Source organism: Psychrobacter aquaticus CMS 56 (assembly GCF_000471625.1).
Lineage (GTDB): Bacteria > Pseudomonadota > Gammaproteobacteria > Pseudomonadales > Moraxellaceae > Psychrobacter > Psychrobacter aquaticus.
This window is the reverse complement of sequence record NZ_AUSW01000016.1, coordinates 17,731-30,034: the sequence shown is the minus strand read 5'-3', so window position 1 is coordinate 30,034 and position 12,304 is coordinate 17,731. Positions and strand designations below refer to the sequence as shown.

10 protein-coding genes and 1 pseudogene are annotated in these 12,304 nt (G+C 44.7%); 6 read left to right on the top strand and 5 right to left on the bottom strand.

Annotation, left to right across the window (positions count from 1 at the left end; all coding sequences use genetic code 11):
* Positions 1–10: 10 nt before the first annotated feature.
* From ccmC to ccmA, 3 genes are all read right to left on the bottom strand, one after another.
* Positions 11–799, bottom strand: a complete 789-nt coding sequence (ccmC, locus tag M917_RS05100; protein ID WP_021813711.1) for a heme ABC transporter permease CcmC — start codon at positions 797–799, stop codon at positions 11–13.
* Between the two features lie 199 nt (positions 800–998).
* Complete coding sequence (locus M917_RS05095) at positions 999–1,655, bottom strand: heme exporter protein CcmB (RefSeq protein ID WP_040642035.1); 657 nt, start codon at positions 1,653–1,655, stop codon at positions 999–1,001.
* Between the two features lie 186 nt (positions 1,656–1,841).
* Positions 1,842–2,471, bottom strand: coding sequence for a heme ABC exporter ATP-binding protein CcmA (gene ccmA, locus M917_RS05090; protein ID WP_021813709.1), 630 nt, complete (start codon positions 2,469–2,471; stop codon positions 1,842–1,844).
* Positions 2,472–2,604: 133 nt separating this feature from the next.
* On the opposite strand from ccmA, the gene M917_RS05085 reads away from it, so the two are divergent.
* From M917_RS05085 to M917_RS05070, 4 genes are all read left to right on the top strand, one after another.
* Complete coding sequence (locus tag M917_RS05085) at positions 2,605–3,705, top strand: hypothetical protein (RefSeq protein WP_021813708.1); 1,101 nt, start codon at positions 2,605–2,607, stop codon at positions 3,703–3,705.
* A 72-nt stretch (positions 3,706–3,777) separates the two neighbouring features.
* Positions 3,778–4,611 carry a type III secretion system chaperone family protein gene (locus M917_RS05080; RefSeq protein ID WP_021813707.1) on the top strand — a complete coding sequence of 278 codons (834 nt, stop codon included), beginning with the start codon at positions 3,778–3,780 and terminating at the stop codon, positions 4,609–4,611.
* A 74-nt stretch (positions 4,612–4,685) separates the two neighbouring features.
* Positions 4,686–5,603: a histone deacetylase family protein gene (locus M917_RS05075; protein ID WP_021813706.1), complete on the top strand. Its 918-nt coding sequence runs from the start codon at positions 4,686–4,688 to the stop codon at positions 5,601–5,603.
* Between the two features lie 56 nt (positions 5,604–5,659).
* Entirely contained in the window at positions 5,660–5,866 is a 207-nt protein-coding gene (locus M917_RS05070; protein ID WP_021813705.1) for a DUF2905 domain-containing protein, read from the top strand.
* 11 nt (positions 5,867–5,877) lie between these two features.
* On the opposite strand, the gene M917_RS05065 is transcribed toward M917_RS05070, so the two are convergent.
* Both M917_RS05065 and coaBC read right to left on the bottom strand, forming a co-directional pair.
* Positions 5,878–6,660: a sulfite exporter TauE/SafE family protein gene (locus M917_RS05065; protein ID WP_021813704.1), complete on the bottom strand. Its 783-nt coding sequence runs from the start codon at positions 6,658–6,660 to the stop codon at positions 5,878–5,880.
* A 48-nt stretch (positions 6,661–6,708) separates the two neighbouring features.
* A pseudogene (gene coaBC, locus M917_RS05060) lies at positions 6,709–8,077 on the bottom strand (bifunctional phosphopantothenoylcysteine decarboxylase/phosphopantothenate--cysteine ligase CoaBC).
* 128 nt (positions 8,078–8,205) lie between these two features.
* Here coaBC and radC point away from each other — a divergent pair.
* Both radC and M917_RS05050 read left to right on the top strand, forming a co-directional pair.
* A complete protein-coding gene (radC, locus tag M917_RS05055) occupies positions 8,206–8,889 on the top strand; it encodes a RadC family protein (protein WP_021813701.1) in 684 nt (227 codons plus the stop codon).
* 367 nt (positions 8,890–9,256) lie between these two features.
* A complete protein-coding gene (locus tag M917_RS05050) occupies positions 9,257–12,220 on the top strand; it encodes an acyl-CoA dehydrogenase (protein ID WP_021813700.1) in 2,964 nt (987 codons plus the stop codon).
* Positions 12,221–12,304: the final 84 nt, after the last annotated feature.

Sequence of the window (12,304 nt, the reverse complement as noted above, 5' to 3'; positions counted from 1 at the left end):
TTCCTAGCCGTTATTTGTGTTGACCACGGATATATTCTTTGACCCACGCTTTACCTTGATCACGGTATAAAATGAGTGTATTGGTTCGATAAATCGCCAATGTCCCCACCAGTAAATAACTACCAATAGTCGTAAGTAGCAACGGCATCCACATATCTGCTGACATTTTTGGTGCTGCCGTTAAGGTAAACGTTGCGCCTTGATGCAAGGTATTCCACCACTCTACTGAATACTTGATGATAGGCAGGTTCACCGCGCCAACAATCGACAGAATGGCCGCTGCTTTACCACGGTTAGCGGTATGTTCAAAAGCGGCAAACATCGCCATAACACCTGCATATAAAAACGCCAAAATCAGCATAGATGTCAGACGCGCATCCCAAACCCAATAAGTGCCCCACGTTGGTTTTGCCCAAATAGAACCTGTCAACAAACTAATCACACATAGCAAAAAGCCTATCGGTGCAAGTGCTTGCGCGACCAAACTGGCAGTCTTAATCTTCCACACCAAATAAATCACGCCTAATACAGCAAGAGCAAAATAGATAGAGATGGCAAGACTGGCCGCTGGAACGTGGATAAAGATAATGCGGTAACTGTTGCCCTGCAGATAATCAGGCGGCGCAAAAGCAAGACCCCAGACACTACCGATCAGCAGACAGATACTGGCTAATATGGCTAACCACTTAACCCAAGGTGCAAAAATGCGAAAAAACTGCTTGGTGCCCACAGTGGTCAAAAAGCCTTGCCAAATGCGTTGCCACAGGCTAGGAGATGAGACGTTATTCAGGTTGGGCATGGGAATAAACCTATTGCGTAGCTTATGGTGACAGGTATAACACGTTATGGGCGCTACTACCTGCTAACCTGCTGGCGTTAAACACTGGATAGAATCTATAAGGGAGTGTTTACTTATTTAATGGACTATTATAGCAAAATTGCCAGTTTTCACCATGCTGTTAGTAAAAAGGGTTTTGATAAAATAATTGATCTACTGTTTAATTGAGCCACGCCATTTTTAAGGTCAACGCAATCACCCACGGCATGATCAGGACTGAAACGATACTACCTGCCAATAACAAAGCCAATATAGGCAATCCATTAAGACCAGTGGCAAACAAATCGACCGCTCCCGTTGCAAAAATCAACACTGGCAATTGCATTGGCAAGGCAATCAAAGGAACGAGCACCGCGCCATTTTTCAATGACAGCGTCAAACTACTAGCGACCGCCGAGAGCATTAATAGCATTGGACTGCCTGCAACAATAGAGGCCAGCAATATCCACGCCTCAAACCAACTCAGCTGAAATAAAGGAACAGCAAGTAAGCTAAGCACCGCCACGATACCACTGCTAAACACCCAATGAATGATTAAGCGTATCAGTACCCACAACGGCAACGAAGCATTGGCGACGACTAACTGTGCCAGTGTGCCATTATCAAGGGCTGGCTTAAACAAACCGTCTACGCCCATCACCAGCGAGAGTAAAGCAGCAATCCACACCGCTGACACCCCAAGTCGCTGCAACAGCGCAGGTTCGCTACCGACGGCCAGTGGAAACAGCGTAATAATCACCAAAAACAAGACCAAAGGATACAACCATTGCACCGCCCCTTGCTGCTTTACTTGCCATTCGCGCCGCCACAACTGCATGAAACCAATAACACGCGATGGCGCTGCGACCGTACTTGAGCTTTTATTCGTGGCTTGCATAGGACTGTCTGTCTGTGTCATTTATTTGCTCTTCTACTCATCGCACTTATATTATAGTTGGTACGAAATAAGATCGATACATTAGTATCAGCGTGCTACTGATATGGCAGATGTTTAACAAGTTATCTAAACCATATATTCTGTCAAGTCGAGCACTTGATTGGCAACGCCGACTGATTGATGACTGGTCATTAAGATTGCCCCGCCCGCATTGGCAAAATCGCGCAATCGGTCCTCCATTCGTGCCACCATATCGACATCAAGTGCCGTAAAAGGCTCGTCAAGTAGCCAAAGTGGCGTCACATCAGGCGTCAATAAATATAGCCGCGCAAGGGTGATACGGCGGGTTTGCCCAGCAGATAAATGGCTTGAGCTGATGGTCTCAAATCCTTGTAACCCCACCCAAGTGAGGGCTTCATCGATATCAGCAGCACTTGGTGTCATACCATATAAATTCAATAAAAAGGTCAGATTTTGTGCGACAGTGAGACTGGGATGAATACCAAGTTGATGCGACACATATAAAGGCTGACTGGGCAAACATGCCTTTCCTTGATAAACAACCTCACCCGTCAGTACTGGCAACAATCCAGCCAGCTGCATCAGTAGCGTCGTCTTACCCGTACCATTTGCACCAACGAGATGGCAAATGCTACCAGCTGATAAATGCAGCGTGACCACTTCACATAGCGGGATTTCACCGCGTTGAACCGTCAATTCCTCAAGCAAAAGTAAGGGGGTATTTAAAGCCGTCATCAAAACCTCTCGTTATTTATCAAGTGGCAATTAATATTCATCACAAACAAGTACGATGTTCGTGGCATAATACTTTATGCTTACTACAAACACACAGTATAACAAATTGTCGATTACTATGACCTCAAAACCTATGCAGACTTCAAAAGATAGCCAAAACCAAACGCCCCCAGTAGATACTGAACATAAGGCAGATACTGAAAACAGCCACTTTCAGACGAACTTGGTAGGCACAAGCTTAACTATAGATAGCTTAATCGACGCCCAAGTTGATTTTATGCAGCAGTGGTTACGCAAGCAATCCGAGCCGTTAGCCATCGAAGCTTGGCAATGGTTTGGTGAGCAACCCCTAAATAAATATATTAGACGCGAGCATTTGCAGCACTTGGTAAATGACTGGCTCCTCAATCAGCCGATAAGTGAGGCGATGCGTACCGATATTCGCGATATCTTGCATACCGTTATTTATCATCCAGTCAATGACAACGTGCCGTTATCTGAACTGGTAGATGACACGCAAGTTGAAACCCTTGCCAATTATGTAGGCAGTCATGATGAGCAGCGCAATGTCTTGATTCATACGCTGATCGGCAATGAAACCTTTGCAGACTTGCTGACGCAAACGCTATACCACGCCATCAACGACTTTATGGAAACCACATTAGATAAAGCGGGCGGCGTTGGTAAGCTGATGAAACTTGGGCGCAGCTCTTTTGAAAAGGCCACCAACAGAAATCTTGACGAAAAATTGCAGGCGTATTTGCACCGTAATATTAGAGATTTGGCACGCCGAGCAGAAACCAATGCACAAGAGCACTTATCCAATGAAGAAGTCGCGCGCTTGTTGGTCACTGGTTGGGCACGCATCAAGGATCAGCCTGTCAGCCATTTACAAACCTACTTGCGCGATGAGCCTGATAACAGCAGTATCGACCATATTGAAGCCAGTATCCAGCAAAGCTATAACCGCCTACGTATGTCACCTTATTTGCACAGTCTCGTGGCAGCCAGCATCGATACTTGGTACGACAATCATCAAGCAGACACCATAGCAAGCATCGCTGCGAGCTTATATATTGACGAGCAGGCCATGACGCAATTTAGTACCGTGTTACTGCCAATTATATATGATGCTCTTGAAAGCCCTTGGTTTACCGCACATATCCGTGACATGTTACAAGCATTTTATAATCAGCCAAACATCAAAGAGAGTTTGGTACTTAATAACGAGTAATTTGCTGTTTTGACGTGTTTATCCATATTCACTATCACTTATGTGTCAGCCCAATATTATGAGTCCAATATTATGAGCCCACGTAATAAACTCAGCTTGTGGCAAAAAATCAAACGGTTGCTGACAACTTCAGCACCGTCATCTATTATTAATGGCACAAATAAGCCATCGCATGTGTCGTCAGATAAAAGTAAAGTGACCCAATCAGCAACTGATAGCAATCAACGTAACGATACTGACAGTGAAGATACTGGCATTGATGATAAAAATGACTCAAACGGTAAACTCAAAACTGGCTCTGAATCTGAAGCCAAAAATCACCACGAGCATTCACCAATCACCCCTTCTGAATTGCGTGTAGGACAACAAGAGCGAAACGACACCCCCATTGTCAGTGTGCTAAAACAATACTTCAATAGCAAACAGTGGCACTACACTTATTATCGACCCAAAACCAATGACAGCCAAAAATCACATCATTTGTCATTAAGGATGCGGCATAAACAGCTCAACTGCGGCTATCTGTTTCGGGTTCAAGAACATAATAAGCTATTGGCAGTCTATGGCATTTTGCCGTTTTTGATACCGGAGAGTCATCAAAGTGCCGCGATGCTCCTCATCACTCAACTGAATTATGACATGTTGATCGGTAATCTAGAAATGGATGTCAATGATGGCGAGATACGCTACAAAAACGCCATCGATGTCGAAGCAGTTGGTATTAATGATGAAATTATCGAACATTTACTACAAGGCGTGATTGCCATGACCACGGTCGCTCATGAATTGTTGAGTAATTTGCTCAACGATCAAGATCCTACAGAAGACTTAGAAAAATTGCTGATAGCACTACGCCAACAGACAGATTCACGAACATTCTTTTTGCCAACGCAGTTTGTGCAGTGAGCTGCTCATTAAAATAAAAGTGATGCACTTTAAATACTCCCCAAACACGCTACCAAAAGAACCCATTTAACATTATGCTAAAAATTGCTTACTCTGATATTTTTCGTTATTCAGTACCTGAAAAACACCGCTTCCCCATGCAAAAATACACCATGATTCCTGAGCGGTTATTGGCGGAAGGCACGATCAGTACCGACAACTTCTTTGCGCCTAAGCAATTAAGCGAAGACGAGATTTTGACCACGCATACGCCCGACTATTGGCATCAGCTTAAAACCCAAACGCTGCCACGAAAAGAAGCACGCGCCATTGGCTTTGAGATGACACCACTGCTGGTCGAGCGTGGTCGTTATATTGCCCATGCGACTTATGAATGTGCATTGTATGCTCAGCAATATGGTGTGGCAATGAATGTCGCGGGCGGCACGCACCATGCGTTTGCCGATCATGGTGAAGGGTTTTGTGTCTTCAATGATGTGTGTATCGCTAGCAACTTGTTGCTCAATCTTGGACAAGCGCAAAAGATTTTGATTGTTGATTTGGATGTTCATCAAGGTAATGGCAACGCCAGTATCATGGCGGATGAGTCACGTGTTTTCGTCTTTAGTATGCATGGTGCCAAGAACTACCCATTCCGCAAGCAAAAATCAGATTTGGACATTGAGTTGGACAATGACACTGGTGATAAGGAATATTTACAGATTTTGGCTGATACGTTACCTCGCTTGATTACTGATGTTGCGCCAGACCTGATATTTTATCAATCCGCAGTCGATGTGCTCGCGACGGATAAGTTAGGAAAGCTGGGACTGACAATAGAGGGTTGCAAAGCGCGTGATGCATATGTATTACGTCAAGCGAAATCTGCCAACATTCCTGTCGCTATTGTGATGGGCGGCGGTTATTCCGAAGACATCGAAGATGTGGTGGAAGCGCACTGTAATACCTTTCGTTTGGCGCAGCAGATTTATTTTGGTGAGATGACTGGTTAGTGCGGTGAAATACATTATAAAAACGCTTAACTGATAACGTCAAGAGGCAATATCACATGGCAAAGATACTGATAGGTTTGGGCATTGTGCTGGTGATTATCGGCGTTATTTGGCTGCTATTTCCAAGTGCATTTTCGTGGATAGGCAATTTGCCAGGTGACATCAAACACACTTCAGGCAACACGCGGATGTATTTTCCTGTCGTCACCATGATAGTGATCAGTATCGTCGCGACTATCGTATTGAATTTATTTAATCGTTAACTGTATTTTTATTACAAAATCGCCGCAATTCCCTGCCAGCCGACACGGATACCAAGCACGGTTAAAATCACTAAAATAAGCTGACGAAAGCGTGCTTGCGGTAAGTAACGACGTAGACGAATACCGACTAAAAGAGCGACGATAGACAAAACACTCAACAATACAATGATTTGCCACTCACCACTGCTCAGCGCCATAATCGGCTCGCGTAAGACGATAATTTGGGCGATTTTACCCAAGAAATAACACATGTTACCGACCTTGGCGACCGTATTTTTATCGTCACTTGCAGACAATAAGTACATCATCAGTATGGTCGACATAGCATTGGTCGCGCCACCAATAAGGCCTGCGCTAAAGCCAACAGCGATCAGCACAGGCTTAGTATCCGGCAAGCGAATCTGCTTACCAAGAAGGCTGCTTATCACATAAAAACCAATAACAGCGGCCAATACCAACAAGATATAGGCACTATCTACCCATAACAATAGCTTTGCGCCCAAAATACTGCCAAGCAAACTGGTCAACGCCAGTAACCAATAACGTCTGCCGTAATAAATAAAGTTTTGCCAAATAGTGCGACCGCCACCCGCCAGCCAAGTCATCGCATTGAGCAATAAAGAGGGAAGGATAGTTAACACAATGGCATAGGGCAACGGGTACATACTGGCAAGCGCCGTAGTCGTCACCAACGTCACACCCAATCCGCTGATACCGTGTAGCAATGAGGCCAGCGCAAAGACTGCCACCAGCAATAACGTCTGTGCGCTATCGTCACCAATTATTTCAGTCATATTTGTCGCACCATTCAAGGCTAAGCGCCCATACTTATAACGACATGGCTAGCCATTTTGACGTTGCCAAATAGACTCACCGATGATGCTTGCTAATTGCTCAGCAATCTTATCTTTGCTTGCTTTTTCAAGTGTTAGCGCCTCTTTCTCGTATCGATCTGAGAAGAACACCTGCATCGCATTGTCATCACTAGCAAAACCAATATCTGCTCGTGAGACATCATTACAAGCAATTAAATCGAGATTTTTAGAGACGAGCTTACCACGCGCATAACGCTCCACGTCTTGCGTTTCTGCCGCAAAGCCAACGACAAACAACTCTGGATGAGTAAGCGAAATAGTTGCCAAAATATCAGGATTTTTGACCAAGCTCAGCATCATAGCATCTTGCGTTTTTTTGATTTTTTTGCGGAGCTGCTTCTTCGGTGCGATAATCAGCCACCGCCGCAGTCGCAATAAAGATATCCGCCACTCTCACGCTATCATCGACGCTAGACGTATTTTCCTCATCTTGCTCCTCATCGCAATCACAGTCATGAGAGTGATGATGGTCATGACTATGATCGTGTGAATGGTCGTGATCATCTTCAAAAATATATTGTAGCTCGCTATGCGTGCCATCCACACATTGCTGTGATGCAAGCAACATTTCTTGGGCAGACAACACATTAATACGTGTGACATTAAGTGGTGTGGGCAATGCCACCTTACCACCAGCGATTAAGATAACTTCTGCCCCAGCCGCCACACAAGCGCGTGCTAACGCAAAGCCCATTTTGCCCGTAGAGTGATTGGACAAATAGCGTACCGGATCGATGGCTTCAACTGTCGCGCCTGCGGTAATTACGACCCTTTTGCCTGCCAATAGCTGCGGCGTTGTTTGCATCGCATTAAATAGCAATATCTCAGCCAATAGCTGCTCAGGTTCAGGTAAACGTCCTGCCCCCACATCCCCGCAAGCTTGCTCGCCACTTGCAGGCTGGATAATGCGATAATTCATATCCAGCAATGTTTGCACGTTTAGATTCACCGCTGGGTGTGCCCACATTTGCTGATTCATTGCAGGCGCTATAATGACAGGCGCTGTCGTTGCCAGACATACGGTAGTCAACAAATCATCCGCCATACCCATCGCCAGACGGGCAAGTGTATTGGCAGAGGCTGGTGCAATGACGATTAAATCTGCCCATTTGGCCAGCTCAATATGTCCCATTCCTGCCTCAGCTCGCTCATCAAGTAACGAGATATGAACCTCATTACCCGTCAAAGCCTGCAACGTCAAAGGGGTGATAAATGCTTGTGCGCCTGTGGTCATAATGACACGCACATCAAAGCCCGCCTTGATTAAAAGACGAGCAAATATAGCAGATTTATAAGCGGCGATACCGCCAGTGATAGCAAGCACAATATTTGACATAAGCATGGCATCAATAAAAAAGTTGAAAGATAAAATTGCGCTTATAGTAACAATTATGAGATAAATTGGGTAAGATTTTCCGCATTTAACTGAGGTATTTGTTATCAGCCTCTACTCAAGGAGAGATAATGGCCATTAAAGACTGGCATGAAGACGATAGACCCCGCGAAAAGCTATTGAAATTTGGCGCAGTACATCTTACTGATGCAGAGATTTTGGCGATATTTTTACGTACAGGCACACAGTCACAATCAGCCATTGAGCTTGCCCGCCATCTCATTACGCAATTTGGTAGCTTGGCAGAGCTGTTGGCAGCGCCTCAAGACATTGTCCTTGCGTGTCATGGCATCGGGCCTGCTAAGTACTCGCAGATATTAGCTTCACTTGAAATGGGAACACGATATTTAGACAGTCAGCTCAAAACAGGCCAAGCGCTTGGACGCTCACAAGCGGTCAAAGATTATATCAGTACGCAGTTGCGCGGTGAGCATCGAGAGGTTTTTGCCGTGCTTTGCTTGGACAATGCGCTTAACCTTTTAAACTTTGAGATACTGTTTACTGGTGGCATCTCCTCTTGTTCCGTCTGTATCAAACACGTACTACGTCATGCTTTGAGTCACGCAGCCAGCCAGCTAATCGTTGCACACAATCACCCGCATACCAATGCGACGCCATCTACCGCAGATAATTTATTAACTTATGAGCTAAAAAAAGCCTGTGATTTGTTAGATATAGCGCTCGTCGATCACATCATCGTTGGCCGTAACGAAACCTTATCTTATGCCGAAAGCTGCTTAGCACCTTTTGGCTAATAGACGCTCTTAATCACTTAACATCCATTCATTAATTCTATGAATCATCGAAATGCGATACATATTATCGACACAGCGTAGCATTTTAGCTATTGATAGTTATCAACAACTGTTACATATTGTTAGCTAACTTTATTTTTTCTTTGTCTTTTATTGTTTAAGCCTACTCAACATAGTAGTTGATAAAATTTAGCCATTTAACATTGTTGTTGTAAGGTTGGCCTTAAAAAATTGTCTCCATAAAATAATGCGATTTCAATATGGCTATGAAAAAGTAAACCACTTGTTAAAACAACAATTATATTAATTCAGAATTTTATTCATATATCTTTACGCTTTTAGTTCGGCGTCATAAAAGGAGACAGTCATGGCCATTGGCTTATTTATTTTGGCAGTCATCATTCAGTTAGCCGTGGTCTTGGCCATCTTTTTGTTGTCTTTATCTCGTGTTACTGGCAGTATGGTTGCCCTTGTAACCATCATCGTAACAGCCATCATCAGTCCATGGTCACTCCTTTTAGGCATACCCATTGCGCTACTTTGTTTGGTGCTGCTCGTCACTTCTATTCGTCAATCCCTGATTACCAAACCTGTTTATAAAGCGTTGGGCGGTGCAATGCCTAGTATGAGCGATACCGAGCGTGAAGCGCTTGATGCTGGCACCAGTTGGTGGGAAAAAGAGCTATTCATGGGTGCGCCCAATTGGGATACGTTTGCTAGCTATCCTTATCCAAAGCTATCAGAGGAAGAACAAAACTTCATTGACAATGAAGTAGAAATGCTTTGTGCCATGCTTGATGAATGGAAAATCCAGCATGAAGATAAAGATCTATCCCCTGAAGCGTGGCAATTTATCAAGAGTAATGGCTTTTTGGGTCTGATTATTCCAAAAGAATTTGGTGGTTTAGAATTTAGTTCTTATGCCCAAAGCCGTGTCATGAGTAAAATCGCCTCGCGCTCCCCAACCGCCGCCGTCACCTGTATGGTACCGAACTCACTCGGTCCTGGTGAGCTTTTGATGCATTATGGTACAGATGAACAAAAACAACGTTGGCTACCGGGGCTTGCCAAAGGTGATGAAGTGCCTTGCTTTGGTTTAACAGGGCCTGAGGCCGGTTCCGATGCAGGGGCGATTCCTGATACAGGTGTGGTTTGCTACGGCATGCACGAAGGTGAGCAAGTACTTGGCCTACGCATGAATTTCTCCAAGCGCTGGATTACGTTGGCGCCTATCGCTACTGTTGTGGGCTTAGCATTCAAGATGCACGATCCAGAAGGGTTGCTCGGCAATCCTCAAAAAACGGATTACGGTATCACTTGTGCGCTCGTGCCAGCCAGCCATACAGGCGTTATTATCGGGCCACGTCACAACCCAATCGGCTCGCCATTTATGAATGGTACAGTCGATGGTAAAGATGTCTTTATCCCATTAGATTACATCATCGGTGGTGTTGAAAATGCAGGTCGCGGTTGGCGTATGCTTATGGAGTGCTTAGGCGTTGGCCGTGGTATCTCCTTACCTGCCCTATCAACTTCAGCCAGTGAAATGACGTATTTGTCCGTTGGTGCTTTTGCCAAAGTGCGCGAACAGTTCAAAATTTCGGTCGGTAAGTTTGAAGGCGTACAGGATGCCACCAGTCGTATGGCGAGCAATACTTATATGTTAGAGGCGTTCCGTCATCTGGTGACGTGTGGACTGAATCAAGGTGGTACGCCATCAGTCATGACGGCAATGGCAAAATATTATGCGACTGAAACCATGCGTAGTGTGGTCAATGATGGTATGGATGTCGTTGGTGGTCGTGCGGTACAGATGGGACCTCGCAATTTTTTGGCAACACCTTATCAAGCGATTCCAGTTTCTATTACTGTTGAGGGTGCCAATATCTTGACACGCTCACTGATGATCTTTGGTCAAGGCGCAATGCGCTGCCATCCTTATCTGTTTGATGAGCTGCAACTACTACAAAGTGAAGATAAAGAAGGCGCACTTAAGCAGTTCGACATCCTTTTCTTTAAACATTTGGGCTATACCTTTAATCGCGGGGCAAAAGCCTTTGTCGCAGGCTATGTCGGTGGCAGCAATCATGCGCCAAGCTTCGCTGATGCCTTTACTCGTCCCTACTATAAACATATCAATCGCTTGAGTGCAGGCTTTGCTTTGACTGCCGATATGGCATTAGGATTGCTCGCTGGTGATCTAAAACGTAAAGAGATGCTCTCTGGTCGCTTGGCCGATATTTACGGGCATTTATTTATTGCGACGGCTATTTTGCAGTTTTATGAGAATGGTACAAAGTCAGAATCTGAACGCTTGCATGCGGAAGTGGCACTAAAAAACAGCTTTTACACAATTCAAGAAGCGTTTTTGTCATTCTTTGCCAACTTCCCAAATCGCATGGCAGCGAGTGTGGTAAGTTTTGTGACTTTCCCAAGTGGTCGTATTTTCACCCCACCGAGTGACGAGCTGAAACGTCAATTGGGTGATACCTTTATGGATGATTTTGAGGCCAATCCATTCCGCGATTATCTTAAAACTATGGTTTATTACAATACTGATGCAGACGATGTTACTGGGCGTATGGAAAATGCCTATCAGACGCTAATTGGTATAGAACCTTTATGGCAGAAATTCAAAAAGGCCGAACATAAAGACAGTTTTGAAGGTCTTACTTTTGAGGATCATGTGGTTGATGCCAGCCAAAAAGGTGACATTACTGAAGAAGAAGCAGAAGTGCTCATTCAATACAATGCTCTTCGTTTTGATTCGCTGCTGACAGATGTATTCGATAAGCATTTACTAAAAGCGCAAGAACGTAGTAATCCTCACAGCCTTGAGAATGCCGTACAACAGCTGACAGACTACGCACAATTGAAAAATGAGGCGCAAGCCAAACACGGTATCGTGCCTGATAGTGACGTTTCATCTGATAACTTGGCTGCACCCAACAGCGCCGATCAAAAGATTGGTGATGCCAATCCCAATCACGGTTATGAGAGTGATGGTGATGTAGAAATGGTCTCTGAACAAGACACTGCGCAAGAAGTACAGGCTCAGACCGACTTTGGTGACTCTAGTCCTGAAATAGAAGCGCTTGATGATCGCCATCGTGACGCCGCGACACATTTAAATGAGCGCATGAGTAGCAACCATAGTCTGAATAAATATAGCACTGAGGCTACTGAGCATGTAGACAACTCTGAAAAACATGATCACTCAGACATTACGAAAGAGTCTACTAGCAAACCTTCTATAGACGAAACTTCTACCACTGATACCAAGTGGCAAGACGGTCTACGTCGTGACGAAGACGAAAGTGACAAAGTCTAAAAGTAGAAAACTTACATAATATACTCCTATCGTCTGATGTAAAAAGGCCGTCCGAATTGGACGGCCTTTTTATTTATGAATGAG

Bases quoted from the DNA above. Each gene is read 5' to 3' on its own strand.
- M917_RS05065 (WP_021813704.1), bottom strand. From the start codon at position 6,660: ATGACTGAAATAATTGGTGACGATAGCGCACAGACGTTATTGCTGGTG.
- M917_RS05085 (WP_021813708.1), top strand. From the start codon at position 2,605: ATGCAGACTTCAAAAGATAGCCAAAACCAAACGCCCCCAGTAGATACT.
- ccmA (WP_021813709.1), bottom strand. From the start codon at position 2,471: ATGACGGCTTTAAATACCCCCTTACTTTTGCTTGAGGAATTGACGGTT.
- radC (WP_021813701.1), top strand. From the start codon at position 8,206: ATGGCCATTAAAGACTGGCATGAAGACGATAGACCCCGCGAAAAGCTA.
- M917_RS05050 (WP_021813700.1), top strand. From the start codon at position 9,257: ATGGCCATTGGCTTATTTATTTTGGCAGTCATCATTCAGTTAGCCGTG.
- M917_RS05095 (WP_040642035.1), bottom strand. From the start codon at position 1,655: ATGCAGTTGTGGCGGCGCGAATGGCAAGTAAAGCAGCAAGGGGCGGTG.
- M917_RS05080 (WP_021813707.1), top strand. From the start codon at position 3,778: ATGAGCCCACGTAATAAACTCAGCTTGTGGCAAAAAATCAAACGGTTG.
- M917_RS05070 (WP_021813705.1), top strand. From the start codon at position 5,660: ATGGCAAAGATACTGATAGGTTTGGGCATTGTGCTGGTGATTATCGGC.
- ccmC (WP_021813711.1), bottom strand. From the start codon at position 799: ATGCCCAACCTGAATAACGTCTCATCTCCTAGCCTGTGGCAACGCATT.
- M917_RS05075 (WP_021813706.1), top strand. From the start codon at position 4,686: ATGCTAAAAATTGCTTACTCTGATATTTTTCGTTATTCAGTACCTGAA.